At 68.8% G+C, this 24,616-nt stretch carries 20 protein-coding genes; 6 read left to right on the forward strand and 14 right to left on the reverse strand.

The features are described 5' to 3' along the window. Window positions 1-10 precede the first annotated feature (10 nt). Window positions 11-1,261, forward strand: a complete 1,251-nt coding sequence (fmdA, locus tag ABT114_RS37015; protein WP_351147610.1) for a formamidase — start codon at window positions 11-13, stop codon at window positions 1,259-1,261. A 136-nt stretch (window positions 1,262-1,397) separates the two neighbouring features. Here the strand turns inward: fmdA and zwf are convergent, their stop codons facing one another. From zwf to ppgK, 7 genes are read right to left on the reverse strand one after another with little or no spacing between them, the layout of a single operon-like run. Beyond that, the gene (gene zwf / locus ABT114_RS37020) at window positions 1,398-2,807 is read right to left on the reverse strand and encodes a glucose-6-phosphate dehydrogenase (RefSeq protein ID WP_351147613.1); all 1,410 of its coding nucleotides are present in this window, start codon (window positions 2,805-2,807) and stop codon (window positions 1,398-1,400) included. Window positions 2,808-2,855: 48 nt separating this feature from the next. Then, window positions 2,856-3,548 (reverse strand): 6-phosphogluconolactonase, encoded by a 693-nt coding sequence (gene pgl / locus ABT114_RS37025; RefSeq protein ID WP_351147616.1) that lies wholly within the window; start codon window positions 3,546-3,548, stop codon window positions 2,856-2,858. A 5-nt stretch (window positions 3,549-3,553) separates the two neighbouring features. Then, a complete protein-coding gene (gene gnd, locus ABT114_RS37030; protein WP_502988454.1) occupies window positions 3,554-4,585 on the reverse strand; it encodes a phosphogluconate dehydrogenase (NAD(+)-dependent, decarboxylating) in 1,032 nt (343 codons plus the stop codon). A 10-nt stretch (window positions 4,586-4,595) separates the two neighbouring features. Beyond that, on the reverse strand, window positions 4,596-6,224 hold the full coding sequence (gene pgi / locus ABT114_RS37035) for a glucose-6-phosphate isomerase (RefSeq protein ID WP_351147619.1): 1,629 nt from the start codon (window positions 6,222-6,224) through the stop codon (window positions 4,596-4,598). Between the two features lie 45 nt (window positions 6,225-6,269). After that, on the reverse strand, window positions 6,270-7,226 hold the full coding sequence (locus ABT114_RS37040; RefSeq protein ID WP_351147622.1) for a transaldolase family protein: 957 nt from the start codon (window positions 7,224-7,226) through the stop codon (window positions 6,270-6,272). Further along, a complete protein-coding gene (gene tkt, locus ABT114_RS37045) occupies window positions 7,223-9,289 on the reverse strand; it encodes a transketolase (RefSeq protein ID WP_351147625.1) in 2,067 nt (688 codons plus the stop codon). The genes ABT114_RS37040 and tkt overlap by 4 nt, the downstream gene beginning before the upstream one ends. 51 nt (window positions 9,290-9,340) lie before the next feature. Further along, on the reverse strand, window positions 9,341-10,114 hold the full coding sequence (ppgK, locus tag ABT114_RS37050; protein WP_351147628.1) for a polyphosphate--glucose phosphotransferase: 774 nt from the start codon (window positions 10,112-10,114) through the stop codon (window positions 9,341-9,343). A 362-nt stretch (window positions 10,115-10,476) separates the two neighbouring features. On the opposite strand from ppgK, the gene ABT114_RS37055 reads away from it, so the two are divergent. Both ABT114_RS37055 and rpiA read left to right on the forward strand, forming a co-directional pair. Next, window positions 10,477-11,280 carry a Cof-type HAD-IIB family hydrolase gene (locus ABT114_RS37055; RefSeq protein WP_351147631.1) on the forward strand — a complete coding sequence of 268 codons (804 nt, stop codon included), beginning with the start codon at window positions 10,477-10,479 and terminating at the stop codon, window positions 11,278-11,280. A gap of 69 nt (window positions 11,281-11,349) precedes the next feature. Continuing rightward, entirely contained in the window at window positions 11,350-12,003 is a 654-nt protein-coding gene (gene rpiA / locus ABT114_RS37060; protein WP_351147634.1) for a ribose 5-phosphate isomerase A, read from the forward strand. 173 nt (window positions 12,004-12,176) lie between these two features. On the opposite strand, the gene ABT114_RS37065 is transcribed toward rpiA, so the two are convergent. From ABT114_RS37065 to ABT114_RS37075, 3 genes are all read right to left on the reverse strand, one after another. Continuing rightward, a complete protein-coding gene (locus tag ABT114_RS37065; RefSeq protein ID WP_351147636.1) occupies window positions 12,177-12,659 on the reverse strand; it encodes a MarR family winged helix-turn-helix transcriptional regulator in 483 nt (160 codons plus the stop codon). A gap of 400 nt (window positions 12,660-13,059) precedes the next feature. Next, window positions 13,060-14,046, reverse strand: a complete 987-nt coding sequence (locus ABT114_RS37070) for an NAD(P)-dependent alcohol dehydrogenase (RefSeq protein ID WP_351147639.1) — start codon at window positions 14,044-14,046, stop codon at window positions 13,060-13,062. A 220-nt stretch (window positions 14,047-14,266) separates the two neighbouring features. Continuing rightward, window positions 14,267-14,968, reverse strand: a complete 702-nt coding sequence (locus ABT114_RS37075; RefSeq protein ID WP_351147642.1) for a TetR/AcrR family transcriptional regulator C-terminal domain-containing protein — start codon at window positions 14,966-14,968, stop codon at window positions 14,267-14,269. A 575-nt stretch (window positions 14,969-15,543) separates the two neighbouring features. Here ABT114_RS37075 and ABT114_RS37080 point away from each other — a divergent pair. From ABT114_RS37080 to ABT114_RS37090, 3 genes are read left to right on the forward strand one after another with little or no spacing between them, the layout of a single operon-like run. After that, window positions 15,544-15,993 carry a MarR family winged helix-turn-helix transcriptional regulator gene (locus tag ABT114_RS37080; RefSeq protein ID WP_351147645.1) on the forward strand — a complete coding sequence of 150 codons (450 nt, stop codon included), beginning with the start codon at window positions 15,544-15,546 and terminating at the stop codon, window positions 15,991-15,993. Continuing rightward, the gene (locus tag ABT114_RS37085) at window positions 15,993-17,819 is read left to right on the forward strand and encodes an MFS transporter (RefSeq protein WP_351147648.1); all 1,827 of its coding nucleotides are present in this window, start codon (window positions 15,993-15,995) and stop codon (window positions 17,817-17,819) included. The genes ABT114_RS37080 and ABT114_RS37085 overlap by 1 nt, the downstream gene beginning before the upstream one ends. After that, a complete protein-coding gene (locus tag ABT114_RS37090; RefSeq protein ID WP_351147651.1) occupies window positions 17,816-18,376 on the forward strand; it encodes a cysteine hydrolase family protein in 561 nt (186 codons plus the stop codon). The genes ABT114_RS37085 and ABT114_RS37090 overlap by 4 nt, the downstream gene beginning before the upstream one ends. Here the strand turns inward: ABT114_RS37090 and ABT114_RS37095 are convergent. The 4 genes from ABT114_RS37095 to ABT114_RS37110 form a co-directional block, all read right to left on the reverse strand. Next, the gene (locus ABT114_RS37095) at window positions 18,357-18,935 is read right to left on the reverse strand and encodes a phosphotransferase (RefSeq protein ID WP_351147654.1); all 579 of its coding nucleotides are present in this window, start codon (window positions 18,933-18,935) and stop codon (window positions 18,357-18,359) included. The genes ABT114_RS37090 and ABT114_RS37095 overlap by 20 nt on opposite strands. A gap of 153 nt (window positions 18,936-19,088) precedes the next feature. Continuing rightward, the gene (locus ABT114_RS37100) at window positions 19,089-21,845 is read right to left on the reverse strand and encodes an alkaline phosphatase family protein (protein ID WP_351147656.1); all 2,757 of its coding nucleotides are present in this window, start codon (window positions 21,843-21,845) and stop codon (window positions 19,089-19,091) included. A gap of 4 nt (window positions 21,846-21,849) precedes the next feature. Further along, window positions 21,850-23,232 (reverse strand): ABC transporter permease, encoded by a 1,383-nt coding sequence (locus tag ABT114_RS37105; RefSeq protein WP_351147658.1) that lies wholly within the window; start codon window positions 23,230-23,232, stop codon window positions 21,850-21,852. Then, window positions 23,229-24,170, reverse strand: coding sequence for an ABC transporter ATP-binding protein (locus tag ABT114_RS37110; protein ID WP_351147660.1), 942 nt, complete (start codon window positions 24,168-24,170; stop codon window positions 23,229-23,231). The genes ABT114_RS37105 and ABT114_RS37110 overlap by 4 nt, the downstream gene beginning before the upstream one ends. Between the last annotated feature and the right edge of the window lie 446 nt (window positions 24,171-24,616).

A 24,616-nucleotide genomic window follows, 5' to 3' on the forward strand; every position in this document is an offset into this window, starting at 1 on the left:
AGGAGCTGTCATGCCCGAAATTCTCTTCAATGTGGACCACAGCAAGTCGATGCGTGACCAGGCGGTTCCCGGACACAACAGGTGGCACCCGGACGTCCCCACCGTTGCCATGGTGAAGCCAGGAGCGGAGTTCCGCATGGAGTGCCGCGACTGGACCGACTGCCAGGTCGGCAACAACGACACCGCCAACGATGTACGCGACATCGACCTGACCATCCCTCACATGCTCAGCGGCCCGATAGGCGTGGAGGGCGCCGAACCCGGCGACCTGCTCGTCGTCGACATCCTCGACCTCGGCCCCGTGCCGCAGCAGACCGGGGACGCGGCAGGACAGGGCTGGGGCTACACCGGCATCTTCGCCAAGGCCAACGGCGGAGGCTTCCTGACCGACTACTTCCCGGACGCCTACAAGGCGATATGGGACTTCCACGGACAGCAGGCCGTCTCCCGCCACCTTCCTGGGATCCGCTTCACCGGAATCACCCACCCCGGGCTGTTCGGAACCGCCCCGTCCGCCGAGATGCTGGCCCGCTGGAACACCCGCGAGAAGGCGCTGATCGACACCGACCCGAACAGGGTCCCCCCGCTCGCCGTACCGCCGGACGCCACCAACGCACTCGCCGGCACGGCCACCGGAGACCTCGCACAGCGCATCGGCGAAGAAGGCGCACGTACCGTGCCGGCCCGCGAGAACGGAGGCAACCACGACATCAAGAACTTCACCCGGGGATCGAGGGTCTTCTACCCCGTACACGTCAAGGACGCCAAGCTTTCGGGAGGCGACCTGCACTTCAGCCAGGGCGACGGAGAGATCACCTTCTGTGGCGCCATCGAGATGGGCGGCTTCATCGACTTCCACGTCGACCTGATCAAGGGCGGCATGGAAACGTATGGCATCTCCACCAACCCCGTGTTCATTCCCGGCAACGTCGAGCCGAGGTACACGGAGTTCCTCACCTTCATCGGGATCTCCGTCGACCACGACACGGACACGAACTACTACCTGGACGCGACGCTGGCCTACCGCCGGGCCTGCCTCAACGCCGTCGAGTACTTCAAGAAGTTCGGCTACAGCGGAGAGCAGGCCTACCTGCTGCTCGGCTCCTCCCCCATCGAGGGACGCATCAGCGGCATCGTCGACATCCCCAACGCCTGCTGCTCGCTGTACGTACCCACCGCCATGTTCGACTTCGACGTCCGGCCCACCGCCGCCGGCCCGATGAAGGCCGAGCGCGGCCAGTGCGCGCTGACCACCGCCTGACCGGCGTACGGCCCTGCAGCACGCGCTGCGGGGCCGTACGATGCAGCGCTTGGCATCCGGGCCTCGGCCTCCTTGCAAAGAAACAGACCTCCCACCGGCCGATTCCTTGCTGCTGATCACCCGGAAATGCTCGGACTCAGTCGGGAGGCCTCGCCGGCAGCCATGGTTCGTGCCATCGCGGATATCCGGCGACGAGCTTGCTCGTGCCCGCCGGTCCCCAGGTCCCCTGCCGGTAGTGCTCGGGGTCGCCGGGCGCCTCCAGCAGTGGCTGGACGATTCGCCACGTCTCCTCCACCGAGTCCTCCCGGGTGAACAGGCTCGCGTTGCCTTGCATGGCATCACTGAGCAGGCGCTCGTACGGTTCGGGTGCCTCACCGAGCTCGGCCGCGAAGAGGAGGTCAAGGTCCACCAGCTGCGTGTCCTGCTTGCCCGGCTGCTTGGCCTGGATGCGGAAGTTCATGCCAGGGCTCGGATCGATCCGCAGGATCCACTGGTCGGGCTCGGGCGCGAACCGCTCCGCGAACGCAAGCCGCGGCGGGCGCTTGAACACGATCCGGATCTCGGTCACTCGCTCGGGGAGCGACTTGCCGGCGCGGATGAAGAACGGCACCCCGGACCAGCGCCAGTTCTCGACCTCCAGCCGCAACCCGACGAAGGTCTCGGTGCGCGAGCGCGGCCGCACGCCGGGGACCTGCAGGTACCCCTCGTACTGCCCGCGGACGTAGTGGGCCGGGTCGGCGTCGGGGATCGCCCGGAACACATCAACCCGGCGGTCTCGGAGCGCGTCCGCATCGGCGGCTGATGGCGGCTCGGACGCCACCAGGGCGAGCAGCTGCAGCAGATGGTTCTGCACGACGTCGCGGAGCGCGCCGACCGGGTCGTAGAAGTGGCCGCGGTCCTCGACCCCGAAGTCCTCGGCCATGGTGATCTGCACGCAGGAGACGTGGTCGCGGTTCCACACCGGCTCGAACACAGAGTTGGCGAACCGCAGGAACAGGATGTCCATCGCCGGCTCTTTGCCGAGGAAGTGGTCGATCCTCAGCAGCTGATCTTCGTCGAGGAGCTGACGCAGCTCGGCGTTGAGGGCGCGCGCCGACGCGAGGTCATGCCCGAACGGTTTCTCCACGACAACCCGGGCGCCCTTGGTCAGCCCGGCGCCTGCCAGGCCCCCGACCACCCGGGCAAACAGCGACGGCGGGATCTCCAGGTAGAAGACGGGGCGCCGCCTGCCGTTGACCGCCCGGGCGAGGCGATGGAACGTCTCCTCGTCGGCGTAATCGCCCTGCACATAGCTGAGTCGGGCGGCGAACCGGGCAAAGACACTTTCGTCCAGCGACTCGCCCGCTTCCCTGATCGCCGCGCGGGCGTGGTCACGCAGCGCGTCGTCGGACCAGCCGTCGCGCGCCACGCCGACGATCGGGCAGGTCAGCAGCTTGCGCCGCTCAAGCCGATAGAGCGAGCGAAACGTCATCTTTCGCGCGAGGTCGCCAGTGATCCCGAAAATGACCAGCACGTCTGCGGGAACGTTCGACGAGTTCAAAGCCATCTGATCCCCCTTACGGGGCCGGCACGGCAATAAGGTCGGGCGTCATGGTCATGCTGGCGACTGGGCGTCGGCGAGAGCCGGGCCCTGGCCGGCCGCCGCGTCCGCGAGGACGAGCGACGCCGCCGCCTCGACCCGGCCGGCGGGAATCGACCGGTCTCCCGTAACGAGCCTCGAGAGCGGTTCGCGCTTGTCCGCTCCGGTGATGAGCCAGAGCACTTGCTGGGCCCGGGCGAGCGCAGGATAGGTGAGTGTCATGCGCTGGTGGCCCATGTAGGGCGCCGTCAGGGCCACCAGCCGGTCCGAGACTTCGAGTACCGGGTCCCGTGGCACCAGCGAGGCGGTGTGCCCGTCCGGGCCGAGGCCCAGGTGAACGAGGTCGAAACGCTCGGGCAGCGACCGCCCGTAGGCGGCGGCCGCGGCGTCAAGGTCGGCGTCGTTCACGGGCATCGCGATGACCTCGGCCGGCGCCGCACCGAGGCTCTCCCGCAGGTGGGTGAGGTTGCGGTCCGGGTCGCCGTCGGGCGCGACCCGCTCGTCGACCTGGAACACCGCCATGTGCTCCCAGGGGACGTCCTCATGTGCGAGCCGCGCGAACATCGCCCAGGGCGTGTGTCCCCCGCTGACGGCGAACGTGAATCGGCCGTGGGCTTGCACGCAGGCCCGGGCCAGCCGCGCCACGAACGCCGCCGCGGTGCCGGCGACCGCATCGGGGTCGGCGACGACCTGGAGTTCGTGATGCACAGCCCTCAGCCCTTCTTTTCGGCGTGCCCGCCGAACTCGGAGCGCATCGCCGAGAGGATCTTGTCGGTGAACTCCCCGGCCTGCCTGGACTCGAAGCGCTCGTAGAGCGAGGTGGTGATGACCGGTGCCGGGACGCCTTCGTCCACCGCGGCGAGGACGGTCCAGCGGCCTTCCCCGGAGTCGGAGACCCGCCCGGCGAAGCCGTCGAGGGAGGGCGAGCCGGCGAAGGCGTCGGCGATCAGGTCGACCAGCCACGAGCCGACGACCGAGCCGCGCCGCCAGACCTCGGCCACCTCTCCGACGTCGATGTCGTACTGGTAGGCCCACGCGTCGCGCAGGGGCGTCGTCTCCGCGTCGACCTCTTGCCTGCTTTTGCCGGCGTCCGCGCGCTTGATGATGCTGAGGCCCTCGGCGATCGCGGCCATCATCCCGTACTCGACCCCGTTGTGGACCATCTTCACGAAGTGCCCGGCGCCGTTCGGCCCGCAGTGCAGGTACCCGAGCGGGGCGGTGCCGTCGGTCCGGGTCCGGCTCGGCGTCGGTTCGGCGCTGCCCTCGCCGGGAGCGATCGTCTTGAAGATCGGGTCGAGATGGGCCACGACGTCGTCCTCGCCGCCGATCATCAGGCAGTAGCCGCGCTCCAGGCCCCAGACACCACCGCTGGTCCCGCAGTCGACATAGTGCAGCGACTTGTCGGCAAGACGCTTGGCGCGTGTGATGTCGTCGCGGTAGTAGGAATTGCCGCCGTCGATCAGGATGTCGCCGGGCTCCAGCAACGGCTCGAGCTGGTCGAGGATGGAGTCGACGATCGCAGCCGGAAGCATGAGCCATACGGCCCGTGGCTTGTCCAGTTTCGCAACGAGATCCCGGGGTGAGTCTGCGCCCGTCGCGCTCTCGCCGGCCAGTTCGGCGACGGCGGCCGCGTTGACGTCGGACACGACGCATTGGTGGCCGTCTCGCATCAGCCGACGCACCAGGTTCGCCCCCATCCGGCCGAGCCCGATCATCCCGAGCTGCATGGGCTTGTCTGTCGCCATGTGGCGCCTCCTAGTCCTTGAGCGTGCGGTAGTGCCGGATCAGCGCGTTCGTGGACGAGTCATGGCCGAGTTCAGGGTCGGTCGCGCTCTCGAGCTCCGGGATGATCGCGACAGCAAGCACCTTGCCGAGCTCGACGCCCCACTGGTCGAAGGAGTCGATCCCCCAGATCGTCCCCTGGGTGAACACGCTGTGCTCGTAGAGAGCGACCAGCGTGCCGAGCCGGTACGGGGTGAGCACCTCGGCCAGCAGCACGTTCGTCGGGCGGTTGCCCTCCATCACCCGGTGCGGCGCCACGTCCTGAGCCGTCCCCTCGGCGCGCACCTCGTCCTCGGTCCTGCCGAAGCCGAGCGCCTGGGCCTGGGCGAAGACGTTCGACGAGAGGATGTCGTGGTGGCTGCCGAGCGGGTTGAGCGACTTGCCGAAGCCGATCAGGTCCACCGGGATCAGCTTGGTGCCCTGGTGGATCAGCTGGTAGAAGCTGTGCTGCCCATTGGTCCCCGGCTCCCCCCAGTACACCGCGCCGGTCTGGTAGTCCACCGGCACGCCCTCAAGCGTCACGTGCTTGCCGTTGGACTCCATGGTGAGTTGCTGCAGGTAGGCCGGGAAGCGCTTCAGGTACTGGTCGTAGGGCATCACGCCGACGGTCTGGGCGCCGAAGAAGTCGCCGTACCAGACGGCGAGCAGTCCCATCAGGACCGGCAGGTTCTGTTCGAACGGCGCGGTGCGGAAGTGCGTGTCCATCGCGTGGAATCCGGCGAGGAGATCGCGGTACTTGTCGGGACCGACAGCGAGCATCGTCGAGAGACCGATCGCGGAGTCCATCGAGTAGCGCCCGCCGACCCAGTCCCAGAACCCGAACATGTTCGCGGTGTCGATGCCGAACTCGGTGACCCGTTGCGCGTTCGTGGACACCGCCACGAAATGCCTGGCTACCGCCGCCTCGTCACCGAGCTGCGCCAGGACCCATTCACGCGCAGAGCGGGCATTGGTCATCGTCTCCAGCGTCCCGAACGTCTTCGAGGCGATGATGAACAGTGTCTCTTCAGCGGCCAGATCACGGGTCGCCTCGACGATGTCCGTCGAGTCGACGTTGGACACGAACCTGAACGTGAGATCGCGCCGGCTGTAATGGCGCAGCGCCTCGTAGGCCATGACGGGCCCGAGGTCGGAGCCGCCGATGCCGACGTTGACGATGTTGCGGATCGGCTTGCCGGTGGCGCCTCTCCAGGCGCCCGAGCGGATCTGGTCCGCGAACTCCTCCATCCGGTCGAGCACCTCGTGCACCTGCGCGACGACGTCCACTCCGCCGACGACGAGCGAGGACTCCTTCGGCATCCGCAACGCCACGTGCAGCACCGGCCGGTGCTCCGAGACGTTGATCCGATCGCCGGCGAACATCTGGTCGATGTGCTCGCGCAGTCCCGATTCCTCGGCGAGCTGGAGCAGCAGTCGCAAGGTCTCGTCGGTGATCCGGTTCTTCGAGTAGTCCAGGTACAGGCCGGTGGCCTCGGCCGCCATCCGCTCGCCGCGTCCCGGATCGGCGGCGAACAGCTCGCGCAGGTGGCGCCCGGCGATCTCGGAGTGATGGTCCGCGAGCGCCTTCCACGCAGGACGCTCGCGCAGCGCGGTCGATGGCATGGCTTGCTCCTCTGATGGGTTCAGTCCGGCCGCTCGGCGCCGAGGTCAGGCCACGGCCTTGCTCTGCACGTCGATTCGCTCCATGAGGTCGTTCCAGGCCGCGACAAAGGACTTGGCGCCTTCGCTTTGCAACGTGGCGGCAAGCGCCTTGACGTCGACGCCCGCGCTCGCGAAGCGGGCCGGCATTGCCTCGGATTCGCCCCCGTCCGACGGCAGGGTCTCTCCGATCTCGCCATGGTCGAAGAAGGCTTTCAGGGTGTCGTCGGGCATCGTGTTGACCGTGAACGGCGCGGCCAGACCGTGGACGTAAAGCGTGTCGGAGGCGGCCGGGTCCTTCGTCCTGGTGCTGGCCCGGAGCAGCCGCTGCATTCGCGCGCCGGCGTTCTCCAGCCGCTGGAAGCGCTGCGAGCCCATCACTTCGCGGTACGCCCGGTACACGTCGAGGCCGACGGCGAGGGCGAGGGTGTCGGTGAGGCCGGCCGGTGCGGTGTCCTTGACCGCCACGTCCCAGCGTGACATGAACACCGACGCGACCGAGCCGACAGCGGGGTCGTGGCCGGCCTGCACCCGGCGCTCGACGCCACGCAGGTAGGCGTCAGCCGCGGCCCGGTAGTGGTCTGCCGAGAACAGCAGCGTCACGTTCACCGGAACGCCCGAGGCGATGGCCTCCTCGATCGCCGGCAGCCCCTCGGGCGTCCCGGGGATCTTGATGAAGAGGTTGCGTCGGTCGGCCCTGGCGTGCAGCGCCTGGGCGGCCGCCACCGTTCGTTGCGTGTCGTAGGCGAGCAGCGGCGAGACCTCCAGCGAGACCCAGCCGTCGACGCCGTCGGTGCGTTCGTGGATGGGCAGGAACAGGTCGGCGGCCCGCTGCAGGTCCTCGATGGCCGGCTCGAAGAACAGCTCCTCGCCCTTGTGCCCGCCCGCCGCCTTCGCGCGGATCGCGTCGTTGTTGTCCAGCCAGATGCTCTGGCCCTGCTCATGGAGCGCCTGGGTTACGTTCACGCCTGCTCCCTACCGGCGGCCACGCACTCGCGGGCAACTTGGGTGACCTTCTCGGGAGTGAAGCCGAATTTGGTCAGCAGCATCTTGAGCGGCGCCGATGCCCCGAACGTGTGCATGCCGACGACCGCGCCGCCGTCGCCGACGTAACGGTCCCAGCCGAGGGTCGCCGCCTGCTCGATGGCGACCCGGGCCCTGACCCCGGGCGGGATGACCGAGTCGCGGTATTCCTTGGGCTGGCGGTCGAACAATTCCCAGCAGGGCATACTGACCACGCGAGCCGCGAGGCCCTCGGCGGCGAGCTCGTCACGGGCCGCGAGCGCGAGTTGCACCTCCGACCCGGTGGCGAGCAGGATGACGTCGGGCTTGCCGTCCGCCGCGTCGACCAGAACATAGGCTCCCCTGGCCACCCCGGATGCGGCCCCCATCTCGGAGCGGTCGAGGGTCGGCAGTGCCTGACGGGAAAGGACCAGCACCGCCGGCTCGTGTCTGAGCGCGGCGACGATCCGCCAGGTCTCGACGACCTCGTTCGCGTCGGCCGGGCGGAATACCAGCAGTCCCGGCATCGCGCGCAGCGACGCGAGCTGCTCGACGGGCTGGTGGGTGGGACCGTCCTCGCCGACCCCGATCGAGTCGTGGGTGAAGATGTGCACGACCGGGATCTCCATCAGCGCTGAAAGCCGGATCGCGCCGCGTGCGTAGTCCGAGAAGATCAGGAACCCCGACCAGTACGGGCGCAGCTTGGTCAGCGCCATCCCGTTCGTGATCGCGGTGGCGGCGTGCTCGCGGATCCCGAAGTGGAGGTTGCGCCCCGAGCGGTCATCGGCCTGGAAGTCGCCGGCGCCGGGGAACGTGAGGTTGGTTTTGGTCGACGGTGAAAGGTCCGCCGACCCGCCAAGCATCCACGGCACGGCTTGGGCAAGCGCGTTGAGCACCTGGCCGCTGGAGTCACGGCTGGCGATGCCTTTGGGGTCGGCCGGGAAGGTCGGCAGCGCCGACTCCCAGCCCTCCGGCAGGTTACGCCGCTGGATGCGCTCCAGCTCGTCGGCGAGCTCGGGATGGGTGGTTCGGTAGGCCTCGATTCGAGCCTCCCAGCTCGTCCGGGCTTCGCGACCGCGCGCGCCGATGCCTGCGGCGAAGTGCTCGTAGACGCCGTCGGGAACGAAGAAGTCCTTGTCTTCCGGCATCCCGAGGAATCGCTTGGTTGACTTGACGCCCTCCACGCCGAACGGCGCGCCGTGCGCCTTCGGGGTGTCCTCGACCGGTGACCCGTAGCCGATGTGGCTGTGCACCACGATGAGCGTCGGGCGCTCATTCTCGGACTTGAAGGTGTGCAGCGCGCGGGCCACGGAGTCGAGGTCGTTGGCGTCGGCCACGGTGGTGACGTTCCAGCCGTAGCCGATGAACCGGGCCGCCACATCCTCGGTGAACGCGATGTCGGTGTGGCCCTCGATCGTCACCCGGTTGGAGTCGTAGATCCAGCAAAGGTTCGACAGCCGCTGGTGGGCTGCGAGCGAGGCAGCCTCCGAGGAGATCCCCTCCTGCATGCAGCCGTCGCCGGCCATCGCGTACACGTCGAAGTCGAAGACGGTGAAGTCGTCGCGGTTGTACCGGGCGGCGAGCCACTGTCCGCCGATCGCCATCCCGACTGAGGTCGCAACGCCCTGGCCGAGCGGGCCGGTCGTGGTCTCCACGCCGCTGGTCCACCGGTACTCCGGGTGCCCGGGGCAGCGCGAACCGAGCTGGCGGAACGTCTTGAGGTCGTCGAGGGTCACGGCGGGTCGGCCGAGGACCTCGTAGTCGGGGTCGACAGCCTGCACGCCGGTGAGGTGGAGCAGCGACCAGAGCAACGCGGAGGCATGTCCTTCCGACAGCACGAAGCGGTCGCGGTTGGGCCAGATCGGGTCGGCCGGGTCGAAGCGCAGGAAACGTTGCCAGAGCGTGTACGCGACCGGGGCGATTCCCATCGGTGTCCCCGGATGGCCGGAGTCGGCCGCCTGGATGGCGTCCATGCACAGAGTGCGGATCGTGTTGACGGAAAGTGTTTCCAGGTCGTTGTTGCTCAATGCGAGCCTCCCTGAAGGTGCTGCCCCTGCGCTCATATCGAGCGCGGCAGACTAGGGTTGAGCTTTCCCGGCCGGGGCGAAGAGCGCCGCGCCGACAATGCCCGCATCGTTCAACAGCTGCGCCGGCACGATCTCGGTCCTGAGCTCGATGTACGGCAGGAACTTGTCGGCCTTCTTGCTGACGCCGCCGCCGATGACGATCAGGTCGGGCCACAGCAGCCGCTGGACGAGCTCGAGATACGTCTCCAGACGGTGCGCCCATTTCTTCCAGGACAGGTCGTCGTGCTCGCGCACCGACTCCGCGGCCCAGTCCTCGGCATCCCCGTGGTGCAGCGGCAGATGCCCCAGCTCGCTGTTGGGCACCAGGAACCCGTCGGAGAAGACGGCGCTGCCGATACCGGTGCCGAGCGTCACCATCACGACGACGCCCTTGCGTCCCTTGCCGGCGCCGAAGCGCATCTCGGCGATCCCTGCCGCGTCGGCGTCGTTCACTACCCTCACGTCGCGGCCGGTGGCTCGTGCGAAGAGGTGGGCCGCGTCCTTCTCCATCCAGGACGGGTCGATATTGGACGTCGTCTGGACTTTGCCGCCCCGGATGACTGCCGGGAGAGTCAGCCCGACCGGTCCTGGGACGCCGATCTGCGAGAGCACCTGCACGACCACGTCCGCGACTGCCCCCGGGGTCGACGGATGCGGGGTCGGGATCCGGACCCGCTCACCGATGAGGCTGCCGAGCTCGAGGTCGACCGGTGCTCCCTTGATACCGGTCCCGCCGATGTCGACCCCCAGCACGTGGGCCGTCTTGTCCAGACTTGCCTGCGCCACTGCCCGCTCCCCTCAGGGGCTGGCCCAAAATGTGTTGTGTGAATTTTGAACGTCAGGCCCCGAATGAGCTTCGCCATATAATTCTTAACACTCGCACATGTCCCTTATATTCGCCACATCGCCCTTATAGGGTTATATCGAAGCCCAAGGGGTACATCCAAGCATTGCGCGCCCTCAACGGCATTGACCTTCCCCTCTGTTCGAGAGGAACGCGACTGGGACTCATGCCAGCCGCGACGGTAACCTCCTGCAACTTTCGGAAATCAAGCCGATTCGGGAACCCGTCCCGCAGGTCCCGCGCATCCATGAGCCGTTGCCTCTCCCCACCCGGACCGGCCGCGACCAGAGCTTACGGAGGCGTGATGCCAACCCGCCCGACCCGCCTGCTTCTTGCCGACGTCGACGGCACTCTGGTCACGAGCGACAAGGTCCTCACCGACCGCGCCGTCCGTGCGGTCCACAAGCTCTACGACGCCGACGTCCTCTTCGCGGTGACCAGCGGGAGACCGCCCCGCGGCATGTCCATGATCATCGAGCCCCTGGCGCTGACCACTGAACTCGCCGCCTTCAATGGTGGTCTCATCGTCAACCCGGATATGACCGTTGTCGAGCAGCAGGTCATTCCCGCGGAGGTGGTGGCCCCGGTCGTCGCGCTGATGGAGTCGTTCGGCCTCAGCGTCTGGATCTACCGGGGTGCCGACTGGTACGTCCGCGACGTGAAGGGGCCGCACGTGGATCGCGAGAGCTGGACGGTGCAGTTCGCGCCCACGCTCGTTCCCGGCTTCGACGGGCTCGAGCAGGGCACCGCCAAGGTCGTCGGGGTCAGCGATGACCACCAGGTCGTCGAGGCGGCCGCGGTCGCAGCTCGCGCGCAGTTCGGCGAGCATGTCTCGGCCGCCCGCTCGCAGCCTTACTACCTCGATGTGACCCATCCGCAGGCCAACAAGGGCGGTGTCGTCAAGTACTGGTCCGCCAAGCTCCAGATTTCCCCCGAACAGATCGCCACGATCGGCGACATGCCCAACGACGTACTGATGTTCGCCCACTCGGGACTGTCCATCGCGATGGGCAACGCCAGCCACGAGGTCCAGCGCGCGGCGAGGCGGGTTACAACGAGCAACGAGGAGGAGGGCTTCGCGAACGCGGTCGAGCAGTTCATCCTGTGACCCGCATCACCGCATGCCCGAGCCTGGCTGTCCTGAGCCTGAGACCTGGCCTGGTCAAGGAGGAGGAACGTGAGCGTCGAGCATGAGAAGCAACGTGCCGCCGAGGCTGCGGCCGAGCTGGTAGAGGACGGCATGACCGTCGGCCTCGGCACCGGCTCGACCGTCGCCTACCTCCTGCCTGCGCTGGCCCGCCGCGGTCTGTCACTGCGGTGTGTCGCGACGTCGCCGCGGACCGAGGAGGCGGCCCTGATGCTCGATCTGCGGGTCGAACCGTTCGGCAGCATCGACCGCTTCGACATCACGATTGACGGTGCGGACCAGATAGCGCCGGACGGCTGGCTCGTCAAGGGCGGCGGCGCCGCGCACACCAGGGAGAAGATTGTCGCGGCGGCTGCCGACCGCTTCGTCGTGATCGCCGACTCGAGCAAACGAGTGACAGCGCTGCACCCGCCGGTCCCGCTCGAGCTGCTCGAGTTCGGGCTGGCCGCGACCATGCGCCTGCTCCACCCGGTCTCCCTGCGCGACGCGCCACGCAGCCCCGACGGCGGTGTTATCGCGGACTACCACGGTGCCATCGACGACCTCGCGGGCCTGGCGGCGCTGCTCGGCGCCACCCCCGGCGTCGTCGAGCACGGCCTGTTCCCTCCGACGCTGGTCGCCGACGTGTTCGTCGCCCGCGGCGACTCAGTCGAGCACCACAATCATGCCAAGTCCCGAGCCTGAGAGGATATTTGGCGTGGGCGGATCGCCCTTTATCTCCTCTGCTCCGGCGCCCGGCCCTCCGCCTGCTTCTCTGCCACCAGTTCCCGCAACTGCTGATTCCCGGCCAACAACAAGCACGGTTGGGCCGTCGCGCGCGGTCCCAGACCCGGTTCCCGGGTGCGCGGCGGCCGGGCTCATCCGCCCGGCCTACCGTGATGAGTGGGGGTGGGCGTGCGCTGTGCCGAATGAACGAGGAGGTCACAGGTGGCCGCGTCGCCGGACGCGGGGGCAGTGCCCGGGGCGTCGGCCAGGCGGAGCATCAGGCCGGAGGCAAGGACCAGGAGTTGGCGCTCGATCTCGGTCAGCCCGGACATCGCCGCCGCCAGCCAGTCGTCGCGCTGGGCGAGGTCGCGGGCGAAGGCGGCCCGGCCCGCCTCGGTGACAGTCAGCACGGACGAGCGGCGGTCGGCGGGAGAAGGGCTGCGGGTGACGAGCCCGTCCGCCTCCAGCTCCGCGAAGGTGCGGGTGAGTGACTGGAGCTGCTGGTGCTCGGCGGCAGCGATGGCGCTCGGGGTGCTCGGGCCGTGGCGCCGCAGGTGGCTCAGTACGCCGAGCTTGTTCGAGCTGAGGGCCCCCGTCGGCCGCTCGTGGCGCAGCCGGCTGCCCAGCCGCAGCATCGCCTGGAGCAGTGCGCGCGAGGCGGAATCGTACGCCGGCCCGGACGTCGGCCGAGTTCCCTTGCGGCCGCCCTCATCGCCGACGTGCCGCAGCTGAAGAACGGCGCCGCGGCTCGGTCAGGCCCGCCACCTGCTCCACGAACGTGCGGCGTGGGCAGTGGCGTCTTTCCTTGGACATGGGCCACGGCCGTCGTGGTGGCGGCATTGGCCGATGCCGTGTGGGGGCTGCGAGGGGCGCGGCCGCTTCGGCAGCACCGGCACCAGCCAGCGCGAGCAGGAGCGCCGCGAGGGCAGCGACGGTCAGTCGGCCGCCCCATCCCCGGGCAGCGCGCTCTCCGGGGGCAGCTCCGGCCGTGCTGCGGCGGGCGAAGCGCAGGGCTCGAACCGTCGCTACGCGTGCTCACGGCATGGTGACCACGGCCTTGCCGCGGGCGTGGCCCTGCTCCACGTGGCGCACGCCGTCCGCAGTGTCGGCCAAGGGGTAGGTCCGGTCGACCACCGGGGTGAGCTTGCCGGCCTCGATGAACGCGGTGACGGCGAGCAGGTCCTCGTGGGTCCGCCCGGCCGGGGCCGCCGGGAGGATCGGGCGGAGCCGCTGCCGGACGAACGCGTTGACCGCGATCAGTCGCAGCATGGAGCCCATCGCTCCGAAGAAGCGGCCGGGCGAGCCGCCGCCGTTGGCCACCAGGATCCCGGCCGGGGTGAGCACCTGGCGCAGTCGGCTCAGCGGGCGGTTGCCCACGTTGTCCAGGATCACGTCGTAGTGCACGCGCCCGTCGGTGAAATCCTCCCGGCTGTAGTCGACGACGTGCGCGGCACCCAGCGAGCGCACCAGGTCGACGTTGCGGGCGCTGCACACCCCGGTGACCTCCGCGTCCAGGGCCGCGGCGATCTGCACGGCAAACGTGCCCACGCCACCGGCGGCCCCGTTGACCAGCACCCGCTGCCCGGCCTGTGCCTGGCCCGCGGTCCGGATGCCACGCAGGGCGGTCACCGCCCCCATCGGCACGGCCGCGGCCTGTTCGAAGGTCAGGCCGGCGGGCTTGGGCACCAGTAGGTCCGCGGTGGTGAGCGCGTACTCGGCGAAGGAGCCCGGGCAGAAGCCCATCACCTCGTCGCCGGGCCGGAGCCCACGCACGTTGGCACCGACCGCCTCCACCCGTCCGGCCGCGTCGATCCCGGCCACCCGGGACTTCGGCCGGGTCAGCCCGACTCCCATCAGCCGCGCCACGAACGGGTCGCCGCGCATCATGTGCCAGTCGTAGGGGTTGAGGGCGGCGGCGTGCACCCGTACCAGCACCTGGTCGGCCCCGGCCTGTGGCCGGTCGGTGTCCGCCAGCCGCAGTACGTCCGGCGGTCCGAACCGCTCTTGAATGATCGCTTTCATCAAGGCTCCCCCCATCACCTCGTGATCGCCGGGTCCAGCATCGGCCGACCAGGAGCGGACGTTGCGGGTGTACGGCGTACACCTCCTATCGCACGGTAGGTGTACGCCGTACACCCGTCAAGGGGTGCAGAGGAGGAATGCGGCGGAAAAGAGGCGCATCTGGACGGAGGCGACGACTGAAGAACTCAGGCAGGCGCTGCCAGGGTCCTTTGTCGGTGGATCAGATCGTGCCCCGGAGCCGCTCGAGGCCGTCCAGCGTCAGGTCCAGAGCGAACTCGAACTCGAACTGGTCGTCGCAGCCCGAGCCGACGATGGACTCCTGATCGTGGGCGACCGCCATGGCCAATTCGGTGATGTGGGGGTAGCGCGCGGCCATCTCCTCAGGCGGCATCGCATCCGGATCCGGCTCGCGGTCCGAGTCGTCCTCGAACAGCTCCTGAGAGAAGCCCAGCAGGCGGCTCCCCATGACGTGCATCGCGTGATGGACCAGTTCGACCGAGAACCCCCCGGTTCGGAAGATCCCGATCATCGAGTCCAGATACTCCATGACCGCAGGAGTCGGGGTGGCCCGCGCCTTGATCCGCGACTCCATGACCTCGGGTGCCCACGGGTGACGCAGCAGCATGCGGCGGGCCGACAGCACCCGCAGGCGAATGGCGGTCTTCCAGTCGGTGTTACCGGCCGGCGGGTCGATCTCGCCGACCAGGACGTCGATCATGCCGTCCAGCAACTCGTTCTTGTTGGCCACGTGCTTGTACAGCGCCATGGGCACGACACCGAGCGCCTGCGCGATCCTGCGCATACTGAGCGCGTCCATTCCGCCTTCGTCGGCCAGGGCGACGGCGGCACTCAGAACCCGCTCCTTGCTCAACGGCGCGCGGGGCTGCGTGGCGGCGCCGACCTGCGTGGTTATCTCCACCATCCCCTCTCCTATGGGCAAGGCCCGGAGCCGGCCCTCATTCCCCTTGACGAAGGTACAGCGTCCACCCAGCGCATTCCCACCACAGGCATACGCCGTACACCCATGACGCAACGGCATTACCGGTCCGGCCGCGGACGGATCGTGATCACGGTCCGTCCGCGGCCGCCTGCCGGTCGTAGTGACCTGCTTGGGAACGGGCCGATGGCGGCGTCGCCGGTGGGACCCGGGGCGGGGCCATGAACCGCGGCTTCTTCGAGCTGCCGGTCGAGGCGGAGCTGTTCCAGGGTGGCGGCGTGGCCGCGAAGCGGTGCGGTCAGGGACAGCGCACTGACTGGGCCGGATCCCAAGGCGGTGAACTTGTTGATCAGCATGTGCGGGTTGGCAGTGTCAGGCCGACGGCGGCGCCACTAGTCCAGCCGTTTCACGGGCGACGTGCGCTGTCAGCTCCCCCAGAGACCGGACACGGTCGTCGATCACACGCCCCACCAAAAACAGAGCCGACGCCCCGGCCCAAGGTCGCCGACCCAAGGCCCAGATATTGTTACAATAGATTGATAAGCCTATTGTAAATATTCATGGCAGAGATAACACCGCCCGCTGACGACCCTGGCGAGGTCGCAGCGGCGCTCAAGCTGATCGTCGGCCGGATCGCCAGGAAGCTGCGGCAGTCGCACGCCGTCGGGGACACGACGCTGTCCGAGGTGTCTGTGCTGGCACGACTGGAACGGGACGGGCCGGATTCTCCGGGGGCGCTCGCGGAACAGGAGCGCGTCCGGCCGCAGGCCATGGCGACGACGCTGGCCGCGCTGGAGCAGCGGGGGCTGGTCAGCCGACGGCCGGACCCTTCGGACCGGCGCCGGATGGTGCTGACGGTGACCGAAGCGGGACGCAAGGTGATCGGTGACCGGAGGTCGGAGAGCGTGCGGCGGCTGGCGGAGGCGGTGGAGGCCGAATTCACGCCCGCCGAGCGGCGGGAACTCGTGGCGGCGCTGCCGTTGCTCGAACGACTGACGGAGCGGCTGTGATGTCCGCAAACCCCGAGCCCGAAATCCCCAAGCTGGGCAAAGCCGATACCGGCACCGGCACCGGCACCGGCACCGGCACCGGCACCGGCCAGGAGAAAGACGACCGCTACAAATGGGTCGCCCTGTCCAACACCACCCTCGGCGTGCTGATAGCGACGATCGACAGCTCGATCGTGATCATCTCTCTGCCCGCGATCTTCCGCGGCATCGGGCTGGATCCGCTCGCGCCGGGCAACATCGGCTATCTGCTGTGGATGATCCTGGGCTATCTGCTGGTGTCCGCGGTGCTCGTCGTCTCGCTGGGGCGACTCGGCGACATGTTCGGCCGGGTCCGGATGTACAACATGGGCTTCGCGATCTTCGCCTGTGCCTCGCTCGCGCTGTCCCTCGATCCGTTCAAGGGCGGCAGCGGGGCGCTGTGGCTGATCGGCTTCCGGGTCGTCCAGGCGGTCGGCGGGTCGATGCTGACGGCGAACTCGGCGGCGATCCTCACCGACGCCTTCCCGGCGCGGCAGCGCGGGATGGCGCTGGGCGTCAACCAGATCACCGCGCTGGCGGGCCAGTTCCTGGGACTGGTCGTGGGCGGGCTGCTGGCCACCGTGGACTGGCGGTCGGTGTTCTGGGTCAGCGTGCCGATCGGCGTGGTCGGCACCATCTGGTCGTACCGCAGTCTGCGGGAGACCGGCAGCCGCAAGCCGGGGCGGATCGACTGGGTCGGGAATCTGACGTTCACGGCGGGCGCGGGCGCGCTGCTGGCGTCGATCACGTACGGGATCCAGCCGTACGGGGGCCATTCGACGGGCTGGACGAATCCGCTGGTGGTGGGCGGGCTGAGTACGGGCGTGCTGCTGCTGGTGGTGTTCTGTGTCGTGGAGACGCGGATCGCGGAACCGATGTTCCGGCTGGGACTGTTCCGCAACCGGGCGTTCGCCGCCGGGAACATGGCGGCACTGCTCACCTCCATCGCCCGGGGCGGCATGCAGTTCATGCTGATCATCTGGCTCCAGGGCATCTGGCTGCCGCTGCACGGCTACGACTTCGAGCGCACTCCCCTGTGGGCGGGCATCTTCATGCTGCCGCTGACACTGGGGTTCCTCGTCGCCGGGCCGGTGTCGGGGTACCTGTCGGACCGCTTCGGGGCGCGGCTGTTCTCCACGACGGGGCTGCTGCTGGTGGCCTGCTCGTTCATCGGGCTGCTGTCGATCCCGGTCGATTTCTCGTATCCGGTGTTCGCGGGGCTGCTGCTGCTCAGCGGGCTGGGGCAGGGAATGTTCTCGGCGCCGAACACCTCGGCGATCATGGGCAGTGTCGCGCCGGAGCAGCGCGGGGTGGCGTCGGGGATGCGCTCGACGTTCCAGAACTCGGGCACCGCCCTGTCGATGGGGTTGTCGTTCTCGCTGATGATCGCCGGGCTCGCCGGTTCGCTGCCGCACACGCTCAGCAGCGGCCTGCAGGCGCAGGGCGTGCCCGCGGGGACGGCGGCGCAGGTGGCGGGGCTGCCACCGGTCAGCACACTGTTCGCCACGTTCCTCGGCAACAACCCGATCAGTCATCTGCTCGGGCCCACCGGGGTGCTGCACACCCTGCCCGCGCACAACGTCGCGGTCCTGACCGGGCACCGCTTCTTCCCCGAGCTGGTCTCGGGTCCGTTCCACGACGGGCTCGTCACCGTGTTCGGCGTGGCCACGGCCATGTCCCTGGTCGCCGCGCTCGCCTCGGTCTTGCGCGGTCGCCACTCGTCTCCGGCGACCCCCGTGCCCGCGACCAAGCTGGACGCTCAGGACAGCCAGGTCCCGAAAAACCAAGGCGAAGGACAGTACGCATGACGAACAGCGCCCTCCTCGTGATGGACGTCCAGCGGGGTATCACCGACCGCTTCCCCGACACCGCCGACTACCTGACGCGGCTCGGCACGGCGATCGACGCCGCCCGCGCGGCCGGGGTCCCGGTGATCTACGTCGTCATCGGCTTCCGGGCCGGTCACCCTGAAATCAGCGCACGCAACAAGACGTTCAGCGCGATCGCCGGGGCCGGTGGGTTCACCGGCAGCGATGCCGGTTCCGAGATCCACCCGGACGTCGCGTCGCTGCCCGGCGACGTGGTGGTCACCAAGAAGCGGGTCAGCGCCTTCGCCGGCAGCGACCTCGACACGGTGCTGCGCGGCGCCGACGCCGGGCACCTTGTACTGACCGGCATCGCCACCAGCGGCGTCGTCCTGTCCACCCTCCGCCAGGCCGCCGACCTGGACTTCGAGTTGACCGTCCTGTCCGACGGCTGCCTGGACGGCGACCCGGAGGTGCACCGGGTGCTCACGGAGAAGGTCTTCCCCCGGCAGGCCGACGTGATCACGATCGACGAGTGGGTCAAGGCCGTCGGCGCGTAGCAGGCCGGGGCCGTGCGGTCACCCGGGTCGGACCGATCGGTCCGACCGGCCCGACCGGGCCAATCTGATCGTTCCGGGACGGCACTGCGTACGGCAGCTGCAGGCGTAGCACGGCCAGGGGCACCAGCACGCGGACAGTGAAGACCAGTCGGTGGTCCAGCCCTGCGCCGGCGGCCCGCTTGCGCTCCCCCGCCGCGTCGCTCGCGCAGCGCAGACTCGCACCGGGCTGTCCAGGGAGCGGCCAACTCGCGCCCGATGCCAGCACGTTCGGCGCGGTCCCGTGGATGCGGGGCAGCAGCTCCCCGCATGTCTCCAGGACCGCCGCCGAGTGACCGGCGTCCAGTAGTTTCTGGCCGGGCACGCCGACCACGAAGCCGAGCGTGAGGGTGCCGGCGTCCGCTGCGAGCACCGGCGGCACAGGCAACCGCCCCTGGAGCCGGGTCAACAGCTTGTACTCGCCATCGAGCCTGAGCTCGGCATCGGGACCCTCATAGGTCTTCGCCACGACGGCTCCATCGCCGACGGTGTGGTTGGTGTAGCCGTGCTTCAACGGACGCATCCACCGATCATCAGCCACAGGGCAGCACTTCTCCTCACACGGATCAAAGCTGCAATTCGCGTTCCGAGTCGTAACCCGCCGCCCGCTCACGTCAGAAGGGCCTCTGGCCGGCGGTGACACCGGCCAGAGGCCCCTTGACGCGATCAACCTACGTCAGCCGTCGGACTCCGACGACGGGATGTAGGCACCCGGCACGTCCTCCGGCGCGAAGATCTTGTCCTCGCCGGGGTACGGCTTCTTCCACTCGTGCGTCTCGTACCACGTGAAGTGGTTCATCTGCGCGGGGTTCGCGTAGTCGGGCACGGCGTTGGGCCCGGTCAGCCGCTGCTTCTTCTTCCAGGTCGCCCACTCCGCCGCGACCTCCTTCTTGTCCGCCGGCACCTCCGCCGTCGGCACGGCCGCCGCGGTGGGGTCCTGCGCCGCCGGGGTGTCCAGGCCGCAGGAAGGCGCGGTCGCCAGACCATCGGTCAGCGCGGTCCGGTTGGGCAACGCCGTGAACGGCGTGTAGTCCGCCTTCTGGGTGAACGCCGCGGTCATCGGGCTGGCCGCGCTGTCCTTCTGGTTCATCGGCTGGATCCCGAGGATCTGCTCGATGGTCCGGACCATCGTGATCTGGGAGTAGTAGTGGCTGTCGACGGTGCCGTGCTGGGCCCAGGGGCTGATGATCTGGATCGGGGCACGGTGGCCGTCGACGTGGTCGAGGCCGGCCTGGGAGTCGTCCTCGACCACGAAGATCGCGGAGTCCTTCCAGTACTTGCTGTGCGAGATCTCGTCAACGATCTCGCCGACCGCGAGGTCGTTGTCCGCGACCTGAGCGGCCGAGTTCGCCGGACCGCCGGTGTGGTCGCTGGAGAGCCAGAACATGTTCAGGTTCGCCGGCCCGTTCTTCTCGAAGTCCTGCTTCCAGATCTGGGCCCGGTAGATGTCCGGGACGCTGGTGTCGAACTTCGGGAAGCCGGACACCGACACGCTGTTGAGCGACGGGATCGGCGAGGACGAGTTCAGCGTGTAGGCGGTGTTCTGCCCGGTCGCCTTCATGTTCTTGGCGTCGCAGTACAGGTTCTGCCAGCTCGCGTCCGACGGCTTGGTCAGGAACTGCTGGAACTCGCCGAAGTCCCGCACGGTCTTCCCCGCCGCCTGCGCACCGGTCCAGAGGAAGCCGGACTTCTGGTGGCCGAGCGCGTCGTCCTCGGTGTCGTAGCTGCGCGCGTACTCACCGGCCGAGGACTCGGTGTACTCGGGGTTGTCGGCCTGCATGAGCCAGTTGTGCCCCTCGGCGGAGTTCGTGCCGATGTCGTACGTGTTGTCGTACAGCCCGAACTGCTCGGCCAGCGCGTGCTGGTTCGGCGTCACGTTCTCGCCGAACTGCGCCAGCGACGAGTCGCCGTTGCCCTCGGCGATGTCACCGAAGACCTGGTCGTAGGTCCGGTTCTCCTTGACGATCATGAAGACGTGCTTGATCGTCGAGGGGTCGCCGAGCCGCCCCGGGACCGGCACCGCCTTCGCGGTGCTCTTGCCCTTGGCCAGCTTGACCGAGCCGCTGGTCCAGCCGTTCTGCTGAAAGACCTTGGCCGTCTCGGACTTGATGACGCTGTCGTCCGGCAGCGTGAACCGCTGCACGCTCGACGTCGTGTCGTGGGTGGCGTGCCCGGCGCTGGTGGTGGGGCGGCGGGAGTCGATACCGCGGGTGTTGGAGACCACGACCTGGTTGCCGACGGTGGCGATCTCCGCGGGGAAGTAGTCCGTCGGGAGCAGGCCGATATAGCTGACGGGCTCCTGCGGGCTCGTGTACCGGTAGACGGCGACCGCGTTGGCGCGGCCGAGCGTCACCAGCAGGTGACCGTCGTCGGTGAGCGTCACCGCGTCGGGCTCATAGCCCACCGTGGCCTGAGGCCACGGCTTGGTGGAGATGGTCTGCACTACCTTGTCGCCGGCGGTGTTGATGACCGAGACGTCGTTGGTGGCGGTGTTGGTGACGAACACCGCCCCCTTCTTGGCGTACAGGGCGGTCGGGTGCAGACCGACCTTGATGCTCGCGACGTCAGCATCCGGGTTCGCCAGGTCGATGACGCTGACCGTGCCGGTGGTGGTGGCAGCGGTCACCGGGTCGGCCACCACCTGGGTGCCGTACGAGTTGATGGTGGTGTCGCCGTCCTTCGCCGTACGCCCGCCCTCGTTGCTGACGTAGAGCTTGTCGCCGACCGTGACCATGTCGCGCGGGGCGTTGCCCACGGCCCAGCTCTGTTTGATGGACCCGGTCGCCGCGTCGATGGCGACCACCCTGTTCTGGCCGTTGACCGCGGAGTACACGGTGGAGCCGTCGGACGAGAACACCGCCTCGCCGACCAGCGCGTGCGTGGATCCGTCCGCCGGGATCTTGACGGACGTGGGGTTGGCGACGGTGCCGTCCGCGTTCACGGTGAACTTGGTGTAGCCGTCGGTCTGGCCCAGCCACAGCTGCGAGCCGTCGGGCGAGTACGTGGGGCCTTCCTGGCCCACGGAGTTGCTGCTGATGCGCGGGGTCGACGACGTGGAGGTGCCGACGAGTTGCTGCACCTTCCAGTCCTTCAGGTCCACCATGGCCAGCGCACTCCCACCGTCCGTGACCGAGGCCGCGAGATGGGTGCCGTCCGGGCTGACCGAGGACGACATGATCTTGCCGTTGTTGATGACGAGGCGGTCACCGTACGGGGCGATGTACTGGTCGCTCGAGATGACCTGGCCCTGATCGGTGCTCTGGCCGACCTGCTCGGTACCGAACTGGTGCGTCTGGGCGAATGCCGTGCCCACGGCGGCCACGGCGACAGCGGTGACACCCGTGGTGACCAGTGTGATCCGGCGCCCGATGCGTCTACCGAGAAAGACGAAATGCTCCTTCTCGACACGCCGACGGCGGCGTGTTACCTGCATTGAGTCATCCCTTCGGGGTGGTGGAGAGTAGTTCGACGTTGCCGTCGAACTGCCACAGCGGGTTAGGTGCGTCCCCGGTCGAGGTCCGGACCAGGAAATAGCCGTTCACTTCCTTCGGTCCGTCGCCATCGGCCACGAAACGCCCGTCTGAGGTGACGTCGAGCTGGTAGATGGCCGTCCCCGCGGCCTCGACGCCGGGAAGATGCCAGGTGACGACGCAACGCCAGTCGTTGCCCGGCCCATGGGCGGCGACTTGGCCGCCGCCCTTGTTGCACGCCGCCGTGACCCGCAGCCGTGCCTCGGTGACGTCGGGGCGGTTGAGCTGCTCGGTCTGCGTGCGGTAGAGGTGGGCGAATGCCGTGGCGACCGACCGCTGGACCTTGCCCTGCTCGATTCCGGAACCCATTGACGGCGTCGCCACGGCGACGACCGCAACCGTGAGGGCGACCAGTCCGACCAGCGGCAGGAGTCCGGTGGTGATCGCGCGGCGCCCCGTGCTTTCGTTGGTCGGGTTGGTGAAGTCGCGCCGCAGGAAAAGGAGGTACGCCAGCGCTGTCACGGTCACGGCCCACACCAGGCTGACCGCGATGCCGATCAGGAGGGGTTCGACCTGTGCCGGGCTGGTGAACAGACCGTTCCAGGCGATGAAGGCGTAGCCGGGCAGGGCGAGGCGTACGGCCACGGGCAGCGGCAGCATCTGGGCGAGCTGCATCACGAGCGCGACGAGCGCGGGCAGCAGCAGCCCCATCGGGGACCGCCCCAGCCCGACCGACCCGAGTAGTCCGATCGCGGCGAGGGCCAGCGTCGGGGCGAGCACGCACACCCAGGCGAGGATGACCTCACCGGCGGCGTCCGAAGGCGTCAACAAGTGGCCGTCGAGGCCGACCAGCGGCTGGTTGCCGACCGCCACGACCCCGCCGACCGCGCTGGAACACGCCAACCCCGCCACGAGCAGCAGGATGACGGTGAGGCTGGCCAGCGCCTTCGCCACGAAGATCCGTCGAGGCGACCGGACCGCCACCAGCAGGTGGCGCCAGGTGCCGAGCCGGTCCTCGGAGGCGAACACGTCGCCGGCGACCACCGAGGTCAGCAGCGGGAGCGCCCAGCTGCCCGCGAAGCCGAGCACCACCAGCGATCCGGCCCACCCCGTGGCGTGCATCCAGCGACCGAAGAGAGTGTCGGAGGGGAGCGTGCTCTGCTGGCTCACCGCGGCGACGAAGAGCGCCGGCACGATCCAACAGGCGAGAACCAGCAGACGGATACGCCATTGCGAGACCAGCTTGACCAGTTCGAAGCGGTAGGCGCGTGCCACCGAGACGGGGTGGACCCGGACGACGTCGTCGTCGGCAATGATCGCGGTCTCGGTCACGGTCGCGGTCGCGGTCATCGGCCCGCCTCCTGTTGTTCGGTGAGGGCGAGGAAGGCGGCTTCCAGCGGCGACACCATGGGTGCGAGCTCGCGCACCGCGATGCCCGCGTGCACGAGCCTCACCACCAGTTCGTCGAGGGCGGGCACCAGCGCGCGCACGACGAACGCCTCGGCGTCGTGCCGCGCCCCGGCTTCGTCTACGACGCCGATCCCGGCCGTGTCAACGGCCAGCCGGCGGGCGGCCTGCGGGTCGGAGGTGGCCAGCCGGTAGTCGAGTTCACGGTTCTCGGCGGCCAGCTTGCTCAGCGGGCCGGAGAAGACGACCCGTCCGGTGGCGAGGATGGTGACCTCGGAGCACAGTGCCTCGAGGTCGTCCATGCGGTGGCTCGAGAGCACGACACTGGTTCCGTCCGCCGCGAGCCGGGTGAGGACACGGTGGACGTGTCTTTTCCCGGCCGGGTCGAGGCCGTTGGAAGGTTCGTCGAGCACGAGCAGCCGGGGTTTGGTGAGCAGGGCGGCGGCGAGCCCGAGCCGCTGACGCATGCCGAGGGAGAAACCGCGGGTCCCGTCGTCGGCGACATCGGTGAGCCCGACCTGGTCGAGCACGTCGTCGATTCCCGCTGTCCGCGCGTCGCGACCGCGGAGAGCGGCCAGCGCGGCGAGGTTCTGCCTGGCGGTGAGCGAGGGGTAGAGACCGGGCCCGTCCACGAAGCCCGCGACACCATCGGGAGCGGCGAGCGCCCGCCCGACCGGCGTACCCAGGATCTCGAGGCGGCCGCTGTCAGCGACAGCCAGGCCGAGCAGCAGGCCGAGCAATGTCGTCTTCCCGGCGCCGTTCGGTCCGACCAAACCGTGGATCTGCCCCTGTGCCACGTCCAGTTCGACGCCGTCGAGTGCGACGACGTCGCCGAAACACTTGGTGATCCCGCGACCCCGGACCGCGAGGAGTGTGTCCATGAGTCCCTTCTTTCACAACCTTCAGGGACCTTAGGGACGACACACAACGCAGTCACAGACGATTGGTTGAACGTACATGGAACGAATCGTCAAGGCGTTGGCAAGTCCGTGTACACAAAGTAGCCAGCATCCAGCCAGACTTGGGCAACCCTTCGAGGCACCGAGTCTGTACGAAGAACCGTGGCCCCCAGTTCGGTGCGCTACCGGCACGAAGCGCGACTGCGGCGCGCCGTGCGGGCGCTGCAACAGTGGCGGAGCGGCGGGTTCGGCGACTCCCCTGGCCTCCAGCCGTACGTGTATGCCCACCGCGAGATCCGCCCGCAGTCGGACAGTAGCCCGCGCCCGCCCTCGTGCGGTCCGGGCCGACTGAGCGCGCACGCACGGCCGACCGTGCACACCGCGCTCCCGGGGAGCGGTGTATCACCGCCGTCCAGCGGTGCACCGCT

It is taken from the genome of Streptomyces sp. NPDC002088, assembly GCF_040296605.1.
Classification (GTDB): Bacteria; Actinomycetota; Actinomycetes; order Streptomycetales; family Streptomycetaceae; genus Streptomyces.